14 protein-coding genes, 1 tRNA gene and 1 rRNA gene are annotated in these 16,699 nt (G+C 54.1%); 13 read left to right on the top strand and 3 right to left on the bottom strand.

The window, feature by feature from the left end; all coding sequences use genetic code 11:
• Positions 1-9 precede the first annotated feature (9 nt).
• The 6 genes from prmA (at position 10) to B3X29_RS19505 (ending at position 5,965) form a co-directional block, all read left to right on the top strand.
• Positions 10-891, top strand: a complete 882-nt coding sequence (gene prmA, locus B3X29_RS19530; protein WP_103177241.1) for a 50S ribosomal protein L11 methyltransferase — start codon at positions 10-12, stop codon at positions 889-891.
• Positions 892-1,033: 142 nt separating this feature from the next.
• Positions 1,034-1,774: a carbonic anhydrase gene (locus B3X29_RS19525; protein WP_159339873.1), complete on the top strand. Its 741-nt coding sequence runs from the start codon at positions 1,034-1,036 to the stop codon at positions 1,772-1,774.
• Between the two features lie 329 nt (positions 1,775-2,103).
• Entirely contained in the window at positions 2,104-3,069 is a 966-nt protein-coding gene (dusB, locus tag B3X29_RS19520; RefSeq protein WP_103177243.1) for a tRNA dihydrouridine synthase DusB, read from the top strand.
• A gap of 23 nt (positions 3,070-3,092) precedes the next feature.
• On the top strand, positions 3,093-3,389 hold the full coding sequence (fis, locus tag B3X29_RS19515) for a DNA-binding transcriptional regulator Fis (protein ID WP_000462905.1): 297 nt from the start codon (positions 3,093-3,095) through the stop codon (positions 3,387-3,389).
• 200 nt (positions 3,390-3,589) lie between these two features.
• Positions 3,590-3,754, top strand: coding sequence for a DUF2556 family protein (locus tag B3X29_RS19510; protein ID WP_039030652.1), 165 nt, complete (start codon positions 3,590-3,592; stop codon positions 3,752-3,754).
• Between the two features lie 129 nt (positions 3,755-3,883).
• Entirely contained in the window at positions 3,884-5,965 is a 2,082-nt protein-coding gene (locus tag B3X29_RS19505; protein WP_159339872.1) for a putative bifunctional diguanylate cyclase/phosphodiesterase, read from the top strand.
• Between the two features lie 10 nt (positions 5,966-5,975).
• On the opposite strand, the gene envR is transcribed toward B3X29_RS19505, so the two are convergent.
• Entirely contained in the window at positions 5,976-6,614 is a 639-nt protein-coding gene (envR, locus tag B3X29_RS19500) for an acrEF/envCD operon transcriptional regulator (protein WP_159339871.1), read from the bottom strand.
• A 395-nt stretch (positions 6,615-7,009) separates the two neighbouring features.
• Here envR and B3X29_RS19495 point away from each other — a divergent pair, with 395 nt between their 5' ends.
• The 7 genes from B3X29_RS19495 (at position 7,010) to B3X29_RS19465 (ending at position 16,335) form a co-directional block, all read left to right on the top strand.
• Positions 7,010-8,149 carry an efflux RND transporter periplasmic adaptor subunit gene (locus tag B3X29_RS19495; RefSeq protein WP_103177246.1) on the top strand — a complete coding sequence of 380 codons (1,140 nt, stop codon included), beginning with the start codon at positions 7,010-7,012 and terminating at the stop codon, positions 8,147-8,149.
• Positions 8,150-8,159: 10 nt separating this feature from the next.
• Positions 8,160-11,273 (top strand): efflux RND transporter permease subunit, encoded by a 3,114-nt coding sequence (locus tag B3X29_RS19490; RefSeq protein ID WP_159339870.1) that lies wholly within the window; start codon positions 8,160-8,162, stop codon positions 11,271-11,273.
• A gap of 319 nt (positions 11,274-11,592) precedes the next feature.
• Entirely contained in the window at positions 11,593-11,814 is a 222-nt protein-coding gene (locus tag B3X29_RS19485) for a lipoprotein (RefSeq protein ID WP_103177248.1), read from the top strand.
• Positions 11,815-12,180: 366 nt separating this feature from the next.
• Entirely contained in the window at positions 12,181-13,206 is a 1,026-nt protein-coding gene (locus B3X29_RS19480; protein WP_103177249.1) for an amino acid ABC transporter substrate-binding protein, read from the top strand.
• Positions 13,207-13,274: 68 nt separating this feature from the next.
• On the top strand, positions 13,275-14,456 hold the full coding sequence (locus B3X29_RS19475) for an amino acid ABC transporter permease (RefSeq protein ID WP_159339869.1): 1,182 nt from the start codon (positions 13,275-13,277) through the stop codon (positions 14,454-14,456).
• A gap of 9 nt (positions 14,457-14,465) precedes the next feature.
• The gene (locus B3X29_RS19470) at positions 14,466-15,569 is read left to right on the top strand and encodes an amino acid ABC transporter permease (RefSeq protein WP_103177251.1); all 1,104 of its coding nucleotides are present in this window, start codon (positions 14,466-14,468) and stop codon (positions 15,567-15,569) included.
• 7 nt (positions 15,570-15,576) lie between these two features.
• Positions 15,577-16,335: an amino acid ABC transporter ATP-binding protein gene (locus B3X29_RS19465; protein ID WP_103177252.1), complete on the top strand. Its 759-nt coding sequence runs from the start codon at positions 15,577-15,579 to the stop codon at positions 16,333-16,335.
• 102 nt (positions 16,336-16,437) lie between these two features.
• Here the strand turns inward: B3X29_RS19465 and rrf are convergent.
• Both rrf and B3X29_RS19455 read right to left on the bottom strand, forming a co-directional pair.
• Positions 16,438-16,553, bottom strand: a 5S ribosomal RNA gene (rrf, locus tag B3X29_RS19460).
• A 43-nt stretch (positions 16,554-16,596) separates the two neighbouring features.
• A tRNA-Thr gene (locus B3X29_RS19455) sits at positions 16,597-16,672 on the bottom strand.
• Positions 16,673-16,699: the final 27 nt, after the last annotated feature.

The raw sequence follows: 16,699 nt of genomic DNA, 5'->3' as shown, positions 1-16,699 counted from the left end.
AGTTTTGCCATGCCGTGGATCCAACTAAAACTGAATACGACCGGCGCCAATGCCGAAGAGATGAGCGATGCGTTGATGGAGGCCGGAGCGGTCTCCATCACCTTCCAGGACACGCATGACACGCCGGTGTTTGAACCGCTGCCGGGTGAAACGCGTCTGTGGGGCGATACCGATGTCATCGGTCTGTTTGATGCCGAAACCGACATGGCCGAGGTTGTGGCCATTCTGGAAAATCATCCGCTGCTGGGTGCAGGCTTCGCGCATAAGATCGAGCAGCTGGAGGATAAAGACTGGGAGCGCGAATGGATGGATAACTTCCACCCGATGCAGTTCGGCAAGCGTCTGTGGATCTGCCCGAGCTGGCGCGACGTGCCGGATGAAAATGCGGTAAATGTGATGCTCGATCCGGGCCTGGCATTTGGTACCGGTACCCACCCGACCACCTCTTTGTGCCTGCAGTGGCTGGATGGTCTGGATCTGGACGGCAAGACGGTGATCGACTTTGGTTGCGGCTCCGGGATCCTCGCCATCGCGGCCCTGAAGCTGGGTGCGGCAAAAGCGATTGGGATCGATATCGATCCGCAGGCGATTCAGGCCAGTCGCGACAACGCTGAACGCAACGGTGTCTCCGATCGCCTTGAGCTCTATCTGCCGGATGACCAGCCGCAAGCCATGAAAGCCGATGTCGTGGTCGCTAACATTCTGGCTGGCCCGTTACGGGAACTGGCGCCGCTAATCAGTGTGCTGCCCGTTGAGGGGGGTCTGCTGGGCCTTTCCGGTATCCTTGCCAGCCAGGCTGAAAGCGTATGCGATGCCTACGCCGAGCTGTTCACTCTTGATCCGGTCGTGGAGAAAGAGGAGTGGTGTCGCATAACAGGTTGTAAGAAGTAATCACTCCAGCGTGGTCATCCCTGGCCACGCTATTTTTTTACCCGCAATAACACTCTTTCCCGAATTAATTCTCCTGTAAAATAGTAATAACTAATTGTTTTTATTTATTATTTTACTCATTACCATTTATAAGGAGAATATAATGAAAGCTTACGTTAGTAAGGCGGCGGTACTTGTCCTCAGCTTAATGTCAGTCTCAGCATGGGCGTCCCATTGGAGTTATGAAGGCGAAGGAGCCCCCGAGCATTGGGGAGAGATAGACAGTAACTTCAAAACCTGCCAGACCGGTATGTACCAGTCGCCGATCAACGTCGAAAAAACCCTCAAAGCACATATTCTTCCCCTTGCAACCCACTATTCCGACGGTCCGGTAACGTTAACGAATAATGGGCACACTATTCAGGCTGGCGAGAAAGACGGTACAAACGACACTATTACCCTGGATAATCAGGCCTGGACACTGCAACAATTCCACTTCCATGCCCCCGCTGAAAACATGATCCACGGTAAAAAGTTCGCGCTGGAGATGCATCTGGTTCATAAAAACGCAGCAGGTGAGATAGCGGTTGTGGCCGTCATGTTCAACACAGGCAAGGCGAACGCCGAACTGGACAAATTGTGGAGCGTCATGCCGCAGAAGGCGGAGCAAAGTACCCCACTTACTACGCATCTGGACCTGAATAAACTCTTGCCACACGAGAAAACGTACTGGCGTTATAGCGGTTCCTTAACCACGCCACCCTGCTCAGAGGGGGTGATCTGGATTGTCATGCAACACCCGCTCACATTGTCTGTAGCCCAGCTGGAAAAATTTACACGAACTATGCACCACGATAATAATCGCCCGGTACAACCATTACATGGCCGTACTGTCGTGGAATAACGCTCGCTTTTCATCCTGATATCATGTTCTAAAATGCGACCTGGATCGCAAAGAAGCGGGATAATCTGCTGTTAAAAACAGCAGATTATCCCGAATAACCAATTCATTTATCAGAAACGATAAGAAGTTACGGGAAAATGTTACACCCAACGAAACAACACGCCCGCGCTAACCCAATGATTTAAATGATGAATAAATTCAATGGGAGTAATAGAGCGGCGATTCATTGATCTACCGCAGTGGATTGTTCAAAGTTTGGCCTTTCATCTCGTGCAAAAAATGCGTAAGATACGCCGCCTTGCAGTCACAGTATGGTCATTTCTTAACTCATGCGTATCGGAAACCACCAGCTCAGAAATCGCCTGATCGCAGCACCTATGGCAGGTATTACCGACCGACCATTCAGGACGCTGTGTTATGAGATGGGAGCAGGATTAACCGTTTCAGAGATGATGTCGTCTAACCCGCAGGTTTGGGAAAGCGATAAATCCCGTCTTCGGATGGTGCACATTGACGAACCAGGTATCCGCACCGTGCAAATCGCCGGGAGCGTGCCTGAAGAGATGGCAGATGCCGCGCGTATCAACGTGGAAAGTGGCGCCCAGATTATTGATATCAATATGGGATGCCCGGCCAAAAAGGTGAATCGCAAGCTTGCAGGTTCAGCCCTTCTGCAATACCCCGATCAGGTGAAGTCGATCCTGACCGCGGTTGTCAGCGCAGTGGACGTTCCTGTTACGTTAAAGATTCGCACGGGTTGGTCGCCGGATCACCGTAACTGTGTAGAGATTGCCCAACTGGCCGAAGACTGTGGCATTCAGGCCCTGACCATACATGGACGCACCCGCGCCTGTTTGTTCAACGGTGAAGCTGAATACGACAGCATTCGGGCAGTTAAGCAGAAAGTTTCCATTCCGGTTATCGCGAATGGCGACATTACTGACCCGCTTAAAGCCAGAGCTGTGCTCGACTATACAGGGGCTGATGCTCTGATGATAGGACGTGCGGCTCAGGGAAGACCCTGGATCTTTCGGGAAATCCAGCATTATCTGGACACTGGGGAGCTGCTTGCCCCGCTGCCGCTGGCAGAGGTTAAGCACTTGCTATGCGCGCATATTCGGGAACTGCATGACTTTTATGGTCAGGCTAAAGGGTACCGAATCGCGCGTAAACACGTATCCTGGTATCTCCAGGAACACGCTCCGGATGACCAGTTTCGGCGCACATTCAACGCCATAGAGGATGCCAGCGAACAGCTGGAGGCGTTGGAGGCATACTTCGAAAATCTTGCGTAATGAAATAAAGAGCTGACAGAACTATGTTCGAACAACGCGTAAATTCTGACGTACTGACCGTTTCCACCGTTAACTCTCAGGACCAGGTAACTCAAAAGCCCCTGCGTGACTCGGTTAAACAGGCACTGAAGAACTATTTTGCTCAACTGAATGGTCAGGACGTTAACGACCTGTATGAGCTGGTACTGGCTGAAGTTGAACAGCCCCTGTTGGACATGGTGATGCAATACACCCGCGGTAACCAGACCCGTGCTGCTCTGATGATGGGCATCAACCGTGGTACGCTGCGTAAGAAACTGAAAAAATACGGCATGAACTAATTTCGATTAGCTAAATGCTTGTTTAAAAAGGCGCGAACCGGCATGGGGAAGCGCCTTTTTTTATGCCTGTTGTTCCCCTGTTTTTTGTTCTCCACCCCCTCGTTATCTCCCGAAACGTAAACATCTCTCAGCCCACTTCTCAGCCGCTATTTTTCGTGTATATTTCCTGCACTCTTGTCAATTGTCCCCGGAAATTCCGAATGATCCGTAAGTATTGGTGGTTAGTCGTCTTCGCGATTAGCGTTTTCCTTTTCGATGCGCTGTTAATGCAGTGGATTGAGTTGATGTCTACGGAAACGGACCAATGCCGCAACATGAATTCGGTTAATCCGCTTAAGCTGGTTAATTGCTCGGATCTAGATTAAGCCCCTGCTTTTCCTCGAAAAATGTGCGGTTTTAAAAACCTTTGAGGCATCTTTATTGGATGATAATGTCTCAGCCCGTCTCACCCGGTATCACGTAATACCCCCCACTGCGTATGAGTTGATGAGATCATGCTGGTTAGCCAATACGACCAACTTCTTGTGGTTATCTCCTTTGTTGTCGCCATTCTTGCATCCTATACCGCGCTGAATATGGCAGGACGGGTTGCCGGCAGTACCGGCGTCGCGGCACATATCTGGCTGACGGGCGGGGGGATCGCCATGGGTATCGGGATATGGGCTATGCATTTTATCGGCATGCTGGCGATGGATATCTCCATGCGGATGAACTACGACCTGCCAAAAACCGCCCTTTCCATGCTGATCGCTATTGGCGCCTCACTGTTTGCCCTCTGGCTGGTGAGCCGCGACCACTTACGCAGACGTCGCTTGTTTACCGGCGCGGTGATTCTGGGAGCGGGCATCGTGACGATGCACTACACCGGCATGAAGGCCCTGCAGGTAGCGCCCGCTATCGTCTGGGATATGCGCTGGGTTGCACTGTCGGTGGTTATCGCTCTCCTCGCCTCGCTGGCCGCCCTGTGGCTGACGTTCCGTTTACGGCGGGATGCCGCCCAGGTCGCGCTGATGCGTGCGGGCGCTGCGGTGCTGATGGGCATCGCGATTGCCGGCATGCACTATACCGGCATGAAAGCGGCCCAGTTTCCGCTTCAGGTGCACATGCATCATCAGGGGGTGAACGGCAGCTGGCTGGCGGTGCTGGTGAGCGTTGTGGCGCTCTCTATCTTGGGTATAACGCTGCTGGTTTCTATGTTTGATGCCCGGCTGCAGGCCCGCACCTCCCTTCTCGCTTCATCGCTGGCGGAAGCCAACCGCGAACTGGCCCAGCTGGCGCTGCACGATACGCTGACCCGCTTGCCGAACCGCGTGCTGCTGGAAGATCGCCTCGAGCAGGCAATTAACAAAGCCGATCGCGAAGGCAAACTGTTTGCCCTGCTGTTTATGGATCTGGATGGCTTCAAAGCTGTTAACGATGCCTACGGCCATGATACGGGCGATAAGCTATTGGTTGCCGTGACGGAGCGTCTGGAACAGCCCCTGAAGGGCCAGTACACTCTCGCCCGTATTGGTGGCGACGAGTTTGTGCTGCTGGCCGAGATCGACTCCCCGAACGACGCCGCATCGCTCGCCAGCGCGCTGGTGCATGTCGTCGACCAACCCTTCAGCCTTGAGCTGTATGATGTGGTAGTGACCCTCAGCGTGGGCATCGCTATTTATCCCCATGATGGCAAAAACCAGCGCGAACTGATGTTCAACGCCGATGCGGCGATGTATCACACCAAGCACATGGGGCGTAACGGCTACCACTTCTTCCAGCCGTCGATGAATACCCTGGCGCAAAATCAGCTACAGCTAATGAACGATCTGTGGCTGGCGCTGGAGCGCAAGGAGCTGCATCTGGTTTATCAGCCTAAGTTCCAGGCGCCGGTGGGCCCCATTGTCGGCTTTGAAGCCCTGCTGCGCTGGCAACATCCTGTCCAGGGCTTGTTATCCCCCGACCAGTTTCTGCCGCTGGCGGAGAAAAGCGGGCTGATTATTCCTATCGGCAACTGGGTAATTGATGAAGCGTGCCGCCAGCTACGCGAATGGCATCTTAACGGCCATACTGAATGGTCGATGGCGGTGAACCTCTCTACGCTGCAGTTTGAACAGCCCCAGCTGGTGGAGACGGTGATGGGCAGCCTGGCACGACACCGTATTCCGCCGCATACCCTGATTCTGGAAGTGACCGAAACCACGGCCATGAATAACCCCGATGAGAGCGTCCGGGTGCTGACTGAGTTAACTCAGGCCGGAGTAAAAGCCTCGATCGATGATTTTGGCACCGGCTATTCCAGCCTGCTCTACCTGAAAAAGTTGCCCGCCTGTGAGCTAAAAATTGATCGGGCGTTTGTGAAAGATCTCAACAGCACGGGTGATGATGCGACCATCGTATCCGCCATTGTTGCGCTGGCAAAAACGCTCAACCTGAAGGTGGTTGCCGAAGGGGTCGAAACCGAGGAGCAGCAGACCTTTTTGACCAGTCTGGGATGTAATACGCTACAGGGCTATCTGCTGGGTAAACCCGTCACGGCGCAAGCTGTCAACGCGCTGAGCCACGATCCGCAGGCCATGCTGACCCAGCAAATCTGACGCGATGCCGCTATGAGGCGGTGTCGTATTCTCTGTGGGCTAGCGGCAACGTTGAGAGGATATTATCGACCAGTTCCGGGGCCTGCCGGTAGAGATCCAGGTGTTCCGGGCTCATTAACCAGTTTTTAATCAGCCCGCAAAAAAAGCCATGGAAAACAATTAACGTCGTGTCGATATTGATCTGCGCGGAGATGCTGCCAAGCATAATGCCTCTCTGCAATATTTCACGGACGTTTTCATAATTGAACCCGATCCTTTTACGAATTTGATTTTCTGAGATCATATCCTCATCAAATTCACATTTGTGATACAGGATCTGCAATAAGGTCCGCTGGCGGCTGTCCCGGGCAATATATTGCAAAGCAGTAACAAACTGCTCACGCAAAATTAATAATGGATCGCTCTCTTCCGCCTGCGACAGTTGACCGCGAATAATCTCGCGCAGCGGGCGTTGCTCCTGCCAGATAGCGTTAAATATCTCGGCTTTACTGGCGAAATGCCAGTAAACGGCCCCCCGTGTCAGGCAGGCGGCATCGGCGATATCCGTCAGCGTCGTGTTGGCGACACCCCGCATGGCAAACTGCTCTATTGCCGCCTCAATCAATAACTGGCGTGTCTTCTGCGCCTCAGCTTTGGTTTTGCGCGCCATAGAAAATCACTCATTTAACGGATTGGTTACTTTTATAAAACAATGACGACAATCGTCGGAGCAGGAATTATCCATCAGTCAGAAAAATAAATATGAACAAAAAAAGTTAACCTGCCTAACTTATAAACCGCGATGATACTTGCCATGCATTTAATTCACAAAAAACATGAATGCATCTAAAGCAAAACGGCCAGCAATACATAGCCGGACGTGCTATATCATTCTTTACGCTCACTTGCTGCTCTTTTTTTTATCCTCAGTTCATTCTCCGCACTTATAAATCAAAAACCCGCACGGTCATTCTTTATTATTGCGCCCGCCGTTTTCCGTTTTACCTCTCCTTAACGCATAACCCTTGTCGGTGAATGCGGATTGATGATCTTGAAGGAATAGTCATGACGCCTAATTTCAGGTTTTTACCCTTATCCGGTTTTATCATCGGTGCCGCATTGCTTGTGGGTTGTGATGATCATGCAGGCCAGGCGAAGCAGCCGCCGACTCCACAGGTCGTGGTGCATGTCGTGAAAAGTGCGCCGCTGGAGGTGACCACCGAACTGCCTGGCCGGACCGATGCTTACCGCGTCGCCGAGGTTCGCCCGCAGGTCAGCGGCATTGTGCTGAAGCGCAACTTTACTGAAGGCAGCGACGTAAAAGCTGGCGAGTCGCTGTATCAGATCGATCCCGCCTCCTATCAGGCCGCATTTGATAGTGCGTCGGGCGAGCTGGCCAAAGCCCAGGCAGCCGCCAGCATTGCTCACCTGACGGTAAAACGCTATTTACCTCTGGTCGGCACACAGTACGTCAGCAAACAGGAGTACGATCAGTCAGTGGCGAACGCCCGTCAGGCTGATGCCTCGGTGATTGCGGCCAAAGCCGCTGTCGAAACCGCGCGCATCAATCTTGCGTACACCAAAGTGACGTCACCTATCAGCGGGCGGATCGGTAAATCCAGCGTCACCGAAGGGGCCCTGGTTGCGAACGGACAGGCCACGGCACTGGCAACGGTTCAGCAGCTTGATCCGATTTATGTCGATGTCACCCAGTCCAGCAATGATTTTATGCGTCTCAAGCAGTCCAGCCTGCAGACCGGCGAAGGCACCCGCAGCGTACAGCTGCTGATGGAGAATGGTCAGCCCTATCCACTAAAAGGATCGCTGCAATTCTCGGATGTCACCGTGGATGAGAGCACCGGCTCCATCACCCTGCGGGCTATCTTCCCCAACCCGCAACATATCCTGCTGCCCGGCATGTTTGTCCGCGCGCGTATTAACGAAGGCACCCAGCCGCACGCCATTCTGGTTCCGCAACAGGGCGTTACGCGAACCCCGCGCGGTGATGCCAGCGTGATGGTGGTCAACAGTAAAAACCAGGTTGAAGCCCGTAACGTTGTCGCCCCTCAGGCGATTGGCGATCAATGGCTGATTACAGACGGCTTACAGGAAGGCGACCGGGTGATTATCAGCGGGCTGCAGAAAGTACGTCCTGGCGTCGCGGTGGTGGCGACGCCGGATACCGCTGCGCAGAAAGTGGGATAAGGAACAGAGCATGGCTAACTTCTTTATTCAGCGCCCAATCTTCGCGTGGGTGCTGGCCATTATCCTGATGCTGGCGGGCGGGCTTGCGATCCTCAAGCTGCCGGTGGCGCAGTATCCCACCATTGCGCCACCTGCCGTGGCTATCTCGGCGACCTATCCCGGCGCGGATGCCCAGACGGTGCAGGATACGGTGACCCAGGTTATCGAGCAGAACATGAATGGTATCGATAACCTTATGTACATGTCCTCCACCAGCGATTCAGCGGGCAGCGTCACCCTTACCCTGACCTTCCAGTCGGGCACCGACCCGGATATTGCTCAGGTACAGGTGCAGAACAAGCTGCAGCTGGCCATGCCGTTACTGCCGCAGGAAGTGCAGCAGCAAGGGATAAGCGTGGAGAAGTCGAGCAGCAGCTTCCTGCTGGTGGCCGGTTTTGTCTCGGACAATAAGAACCTGAGCCAGGACGATATCTCGGACTATGTCGCCTCTAACGTCAAGGATGCTATCAGCCGCACCTCCGGGGTGGGCGATGTGCAACTGTTTGGCGCCCAGTATGCGATGCGTATCTGGCTGGATGCGAATAAGCTGAACGCCTATCAGTTGACGCCGCTGGACGTGATTAACCAGTTAAAAACGCAGAATAACCAGATTGCCGCCGGTCAGCTCGGCGGAACGCCGTCGGTGCCGGGCCAGCAGCTCAACGCCTCCATTATCGCCCAGACGCGCCTGAAAACCGCAGAGGAGTTCGGCAACATCACCCTGAAGGTCAATCAGGACGGGTCGATGGTGCATCTGAAAGATGTCGCCCGCATTGCGCCAGGCGGTGAAAACTACAACATGGTGACCAAAATCAATGGTCAGGCGGCGACCGGGCTCGGTATTAAGCTCGCTACCGGTGCCAACGCGCTGGATACCGCCGCGGCGATCAAAAGCAAACTGGCGCAGCTGCAAGCCTTCTTCCCGCAGGGGCTGAAGGTGGTCTACCCCTATGACACCACGCCGTTCGTTAAGATCTCCATTCATGAAGTGGTCAAGACGCTGTTCGAAGCCATCATTCTCGTCTTCCTCGTGATGTACCTGTTCCTGCAAAACCTGCGGGCCACGCTCATCCCGACCATTGCCGTACCGGTGGTTCTGCTGGGCACTTTCGCGGTGCTGGCGGCGTTTGGCTTCTCGATAAACACCCTGACCATGTTTGGTATGGTGCTGGCAATAGGCTTGCTGGTGGATGATGCCATCGTAGTGGTGGAGAACGTCGAGCGCGTGATGGTGGAGGAGAAGCTTCCGCCAAAAGAGGCGACACAAAAATCGATGTCGCAAATTCAGGGGGCGCTGGTCGGCATCGCCATGGTGCTCTCAGCGGTATTTATCCCGATGGCCTTTTTCGGCGGCTCCACCGGGGCGATTTATCGCCAGTTCTCTCTGACCATTGTTTCGGCGATGGCGCTCTCGGTGCTGGTGGCGCTGATCCTGACCCCTGCTCTGTGTGCCACCCTGCTAAAGGCCCCCAGCGAGCATCATGCGAACAAAGGCGGCTTCTTCGGCTGGTTTAATGCCCTGTTCGACAGAAGCGTGGCCCATTACAGCAACAGCGTCAGCCATATCTTGCGTAAGACGGGCCGCTACCTGGTGGTCTACATCCTTATAGTGGGCGGAATGGCGGTACTGTTCCTGCGTCTGCCTACGTCGTTCCTGCCGGAAGAGGATCAGGGCGTGTTTATGACGATGGTGCAGCTCCCGGCGGGCGCGACGCAAAGCCGCACCCAGAAGGTGCTGGATCAGGTTGAGCACTACTACCTCAACAATGAGAAGGCCAACGTAGAATCGGTATTTACTGTTAACGGCTTCAGCTTCAGCGGCCAGGGGCAAAACGCCGGGGTAGCGTTTATCAGCCTGAAGCCCTGGGAGGAGCGCCCGGGTGCGGAAAACAGCGTTGGAGCCATCGTCAGCCGGGCAACACGGGCCTTTAGTCAGATCAAAGATGGGCTGGTCTTCCCGTTCAACCTGCCCGCCATTATCGAACTCGGCACCGCAACGGGCTTCGATTTTGAACTGATTGACCAGGCCAACCTGGGACATAACCAGCTGACGCAGGCGCGAAACCAGCTGCTGGGCATGATTAAAGAGCACGCCGATATGCTGGTGCGTGTGCGACCCAATGGGCTGGAAGATACCCCGCAGTTCAAGCTGGATATCGATCAGGAAAAAGCGCAGGCGCTGGGCGTGAGCGTATCGGATATCAACCAGACCATCTCCACCGCGCTGGGGGGAACCTATGTCAATGACTACATCGACCGTGGCCGGGTGAAGAAAGTCTATGTCCAGGCGGATGCCCACTTCAGGATGCTGCCGGAGGATATTAACCGTCTCTATGTCCGCAGCGCCAACGGTGAAATGGTGCCGCTCTCCGCGTTCAGCCAGTCGCACTGGATCTACGGCTCACCGCGCCTGGAGCGCTATAACGGCAGCCCTTCCATGGAGATCCTCGGGGAAGCCGCTCCCGGCAAGAGTACCGGTGAAGCCATGGTGCTAATGGAAAAACTGGCGGCGAAACTGCCAACCGGCATCGGTTACGACTGGACAGGCATGTCTTATCAGGAACGGCTCTCCGGCAACCAGGCGCCTGCCCTGTATGCCATCTCGCTGGTGGTGGTGTTCCTCTGCCTGGCGGCGCTGTATGAGAGCTGGTCGATTCCTTTCTCGGTGATGCTGGTGGTGCCATTAGGGGTGGTTGGCGCCCTGCTGGCCGCTTCCCTGCGTGGGCTGAATAATGATGTTTACTTCCAGGTGGGGCTGCTTACCACCATTGGTCTGTCGGCCAAGAACGCCATCCTGATTGTCGAATTTGCTAAGGATCTGATGGAGAAAGAGGGGAAAGGGATTATTGAAGCCACGCTGGAGGCATCACGCATGCGTCTTCGTCCTATCCTTATGACCTCACTGGCATTTATCCTTGGCGTGCTGCCGCTGGTCATCAGTCACGGAGCGGGCAGCGGCGCGCAAAACGCCGTGGGTACCGGCGTGATGGGCGGTATGCTTTCAGCTACCCTGCTGGCAATCTTCTTTGTGCCGGTCTTCTTTGTGGTAGTACGACGACGCTTTACGCGTCATCGTGAACAGTAATGGGTAAAGGCGCTTCGGCGCCTTTTCTTATGATAATAAACAGAGAGTTAGCCTTACTATTTATTTACCTTATTGATTAGCGGTCCAATAAATTTTTTGCTCACGATTTCAGCACCTGACTGTTTATTCTGTCGCTCTCCTCAATCTCTCCATTATTGCCCGGCAAGAATGACCGTTTCTCCATATTTTTTACAATCCAAATAATTTGAGATTATTGACGTTTCATGGCGAATTTGAAGCGGTGGTAAAATAGCCTCCAGCTTTGCAGAAGTCGTTACTGGTTATATCGCAAAGTTAGATTTCATTTTGAGGTAACACCATGAAAAGATTCATTTCGGTTGCACTCCTTGCCACGTTGCTTGCGGGCTGTGCACATGACTCACCGTGCGTACCGGTATACGACGATCAGGGCAGACTGGTTCACACCAATACCTGTATGAAAGGCACCACGCAGGATAACTGGGAAACCGCGGGGGCAATCGCAGGTGGCGCAGCGGCTTTAGCTGGCCTGACACTGGGTATCATTGCCGTGTCCAGGTAATCCAGAAAGCGCGGATCCGTCCGCGCTTTTGCTTTTTCATTGCAGATGAACAAATAAGCCTGAATGGGCTCACATCTTATTTTCTTTCTATTTTCCCGCTATTAACCCTCCGTTTTATTTCTTCCTTTACCCATCCATATTTTGCTCTGATTTGTGGCGCAGATTGTAATTTCGCACCATTTCAGGGCGCTCGATTTAATTATCACTGCCTGCATCCTGCTTCACGCGTTGTGTAATCCCTTATGACGTTAAAAGTAAAAGCTGGCATTACGTTTGCTTTATTAACGTCGGCCACAGCCACAGACAGGTTAAAGCGTTTATAAACGCCTCACTATAACGATAATTTTTCGCTACACAGGATGCATTATGAAAAAGATGATGATGGCCAGCCTCGCCGCTGCAGGTGTGCTCATTGCAATGACCGGCCAGGCTCAGGCGGGTGCCACTCTGGATGCAGTTAAACAAAAAGGGTTTGTGCAATGCGGGATCAGTGACGGTCTGCCGGGTTTCTCTTACGCAGACGCCAACGGTAAGTTCTCCGGTATTGATGTTGACGTGTGCCGTGGCGTTGCCGCTGCGGTATTCGGCGACGACACCAAAGTGAAATATACCCCGCTGACGGCGAAAGAGCGCTTTACTGCCCTGCAATCCGGCGAAGTGGATATGCTTTCGCGTAATACCACCTGGACCTCATCCCGTGATGCCGGGATGGGAATGACCTTTACCGGTGTCACCTATTACGACGGCATTGGTTTCCTGACGCACAATAAAGCGGGTCTCAAAAGTGCGAAGGAGCTGGATGGTGCCACCGTCTGTATTCAGGCGGGTACGGATACTGAACTGAATGTCGCCGACTATTTCAAAGCCAACAACATGAAATATACGCCAGTGACCTTTGACCGCTCTGACGAATCCGCCAAAGCGCTGGAGTCCGGCCGCTGCGATACCCTGGCCTCGGATCAGTCTCAGCTCTATGCGCTGCGGATCAAGCTGAGCAATCCGGCGGAATGGATCGTCCTGCCAGAAGTGATCTCCAAAGAGCCGCTGGGGCCGGTCGTCCGTCGCGGGGATGATGAATGGAACGCTGTTGTTCGCTGGACGCTGTTCGCCATGCTCAACGCGGAAGAGATGGGGGTCAACTCAAAGAACGTCGATGAGAAGGCGGCTAATCCGGCCACGCCTGATATGGCCCATCTGCTGGGCAAGGAAGGTGATTACGGCAAGGATCTGAAGCTGGATAATAAATGGGCGTACAACATCATTAAAAAGGTGGGTAACTACGCTGAGATCTTCGAGCGTAACGTTGGATCTGAGAGCGCGCTGAAGATCAGCCGTGGGCAGAACAACCTCTGGAACAATGGCGGCATTCAGTACGCGCCGCCAGTACGCTAAGCATCTTGCTGTAACGGGCACTGCCAGTGCAGTGCCCAGTCCAGAGTCATGGTTACCCGAGGTTTTATATGTTCCATCGCCGCTTAGCCCTGAAAGGAGCTTTCTCCTTTTCTAATCCTGCGGTTCGCGCCTGGCTGTTTCAGATCCTCGCTGTTCTCGCTGTCCTGGCCGTCGCGATCTACCTGTTCCACAACACTGTTACCAACCTCAGCACACGCGGCATTACGTCGGGCTTTGCCTTCCTTGACCGTAGTGCAGGGTTTGGCATTGTTCAGCACTTAATTGATTACGGTGAAGGCGATACCTATGGCCGCGTATTCCTTGTCGGCCTGATGAATACCCTGCTGGTTTCAGCGTTATGCATTCTGTTTGCTTCTCTGCTGGGCTTTTTCCTCGGACTCGCGCGTCTCTCGGATAACTGGCTGCTGCGTAAGCTCTCCACGTTTTATATCGAGACCTTCCGTAACATTCCCCCGCTGCTGCAGATCTTCTTCTGGTATTTCGCCGTCCTGCGCAATTTGCCTGGCCCCCGTCAGGCGGTGGATGCGTTCGATCTGGCCTTTTTAAGCAACCGCGGTCTCTATATCCCCGCGCCGCAGATTGCCGAAGGGATGCTGGCATTGCTGGCCGCGCTGGCGTGCGCCATCTTGGTTTCCATTGCGCTGTTTCGCTACAATCGCACGCATCAGATTAAAACCGGGCAGCTACGGCGCACCTGGCCCGTCACCCTGGCTTTAGCAGTGATCCTGCCGTGGCTGGCGCATACAATAGCTGGCCCGGCAATGCACTGGGATGTTCCGCAGCTAAAGGGGTTTAACTTCCGGGGTGGCATGGTATTGATCCCGGAGCTGGCCGCCCTGACGCTGGCGCTCTCCATCTATACCTCGGCCTTTATCGCAGAAATTATTCGCGCCGGTATTCAGGCCGTTCCCCATGGTCAGCATGAAGCTGCTCGCTCCCTTGGGCTCCCGAATCCCGTCACCCTGCGCCAGGTCATCATCCCCCAGGCCCTACGGGTGATCATCCCTCCGCTGACCAGCCAGTATCTCAACATCGTGAAAAACTCCTCTCTCGCGGCGGCGATCGGCTATCCCGATATGGTCTCGTTGTTTGCCGGCACCGTTCTTAACCAGACCGGCCAGGCAATAGAAACCATTGCCATTACGATGTCGGTCTACCTGATTATCAGCCTGACCATTTCACTGTTGATGAACATCTACAACCGTCGTATCGCGCTGGTTGAACGCTAAGGAACCATGATGACAAAAGCGGTCTTGTCTCACCCTGCGCGTCCGGCCACAACCGGCAACGGACGCATCATTAACTGGGCTCGTAAAAACCTGTTCTCCAGCTGGAGCAACAGTTTGCTCACCCTGTTCTGCTTCTGGCTGATGTGGGAACTTATCCCGCCGCTCATTAACTGGGCATTTTTGCAGGCTAACTGGATCGGTACCACCCGCGCCGATTGCACAAAAGAGGGAGCCTGCTGGGTCTTTATTCATCAGCGCTTCGGCCAGTTTATGTATGGGCTCTATCCCCACGATCAGCGCTGGCGCATCAACCTTGCGCTGGTTATTGGGCTGCTCTCTGTCGTTCCCATGTTCTGGAAGAAGTTACCCCAACGGGGACGATACATCGCCTGTTGGGCGGTGATCTATCCCCTGCTCGTCTGGGGGCTGTTGTATGGCGGCGTGCTGGGGCTGGATCGCGTTGAAACCCGCCAGTGGGGCGGTCTGACGCTGACGCTCATTATCGCCTCGGTAGGGATTGCCGGCGCATTGCCATTAGGGATTTTACTGGCGCTGGGTCGCCGCTCAACCATGCCGGTCGTGCGCGTCCTCTCGGTAATTTTTATTGAGTTCTGGCGCGGCGTTCCGCTTATCACCGTGCTCTTTATGTCTTCCGTTATGCTGCCGCTGTTTATGGCGGAAGGCACTACCATCGACAAGCTGATCCGCGCCCTGGTCGGCGTCATTCTGTTCCAGTCTGCTTATGTCGCTGAGGTCGTGCGCGGCGGATTGCAGGCGCTCCCCAAGGGCCAGTATGAAGCAGCCGAATCGCTGGCGCTGGGTTACTGGAAAACGCAGGGACTGGTGATCCTTCCCCAGGCGCTGAAGCTGGTGATCCCGGGTCTGGTGAACACCATCATTGCGCTGTTTAAGGACACCAGTCTGGTGATCATTATTGGATTATTCGATCTGTTCAGTAGCGTGCAGCAGGCTACCGTCGACCCGGCGTGGCTGGGCATGTCGACAGAAGGCTACGTTTTTGCAGCCCTTATCTACTGGATTTTCTGTTTTAGCATGTCGCGCTACAGCCAGCATCTGGAAAAGCGCTTTAACACCGGGCGTACACCGCACTGAGGAACCTATGAGCCAGATAACTATGACCCCCGCTGACGCGATGATTACCCTGGATAATGTGAATAAGTGGTACGGGCAATTTCACGTTTTGAAAGACATTAACCTGAAGGTAAAGCAAGGCGAGCGCATCGTCCTTTGCGGGCCTTCAGGCTCGGGTAAATCAACAACGATCCGCTGTATCAACCATCTGGAAGAGCATCAGCAAGGCCGGATTGTGGTGGATGGTATCGAGCTGAATGACGACATCCGCAACGTTGAGCGTGTCCGCCAGGAGGTAGGCATGGTCTTCCAGCATTTCAATCTGTTCCCTCATCTGACCGTTCTGCAAAACTGCACCCTGGCGCCTGTCTGGGTCCGTAAGATGCCGAAAAAAGAAGCTGAGGCACTTGCCATGCACTATCTGGAGCGGGTACGCATTGCTGAACACGCCCATAAGTTTCCCGGGCAGATCTCGGGCGGGCAGCAGCAGCGCGTGGCCATTGCCCGCTCTCTGTGCATGAAACCTAAAATTATGCTGTTTGATGAGCCGACTTCAGCACTCGATCCCGAGATGGTGAAAGAGGTTCTGGATACGATGATAGGCCTGGCGGAATCGGGAATGACCATGCTCTGCGTCACGCACGAGATGGGCTTCGCCAGAACCGTTGCGGACCGGGTGATCTTTATGGATCGCGGAGAAATTGTTGAGCAGGCGCCGCCGGAAGAGTTCTTCTCTCACCCGAAATCAGAACGTACGCGCGCATTTTTGTCGCAGGTTATCCACTAATGTTGATTGGCCCGGCGGTGCTGTACGCGTCGGGCCCTGTTTTTTTATGGTGCAGAAATGCAAAAAGGCCATCCTTTCGGATGGCCTTTTCACTTAATTGATGTCTGGCAGTTCCCTACTCTCGCATGGGGAGACCCCACACTACCATCGGCGCTACGGCGTTTCACTTCTGAGTTCGGCATGGGGTCAGGTGGGACCACCGCGCTACAGCCGCCAGACAAATTCTTTTACTTCTTGCCGAACTTTAACCTAAGTATAAAGTGGTGCTGATACCCAGAGTCGAACTGGGGACCTCACCCTTACCAAGGGTGCGCTCTACCAACTGAGCCATATCAGCACGCTAAATTTGATGCCTGGCAGTTCC

This window comes from Leclercia sp. UBA5076 (assembly GCF_002416465.1).
GTDB lineage: Bacteria > Pseudomonadota > Gammaproteobacteria > Enterobacterales > Enterobacteriaceae > Enterobacter.
This window is presented reverse-complemented; position numbering and strand designations above follow the sequence as displayed.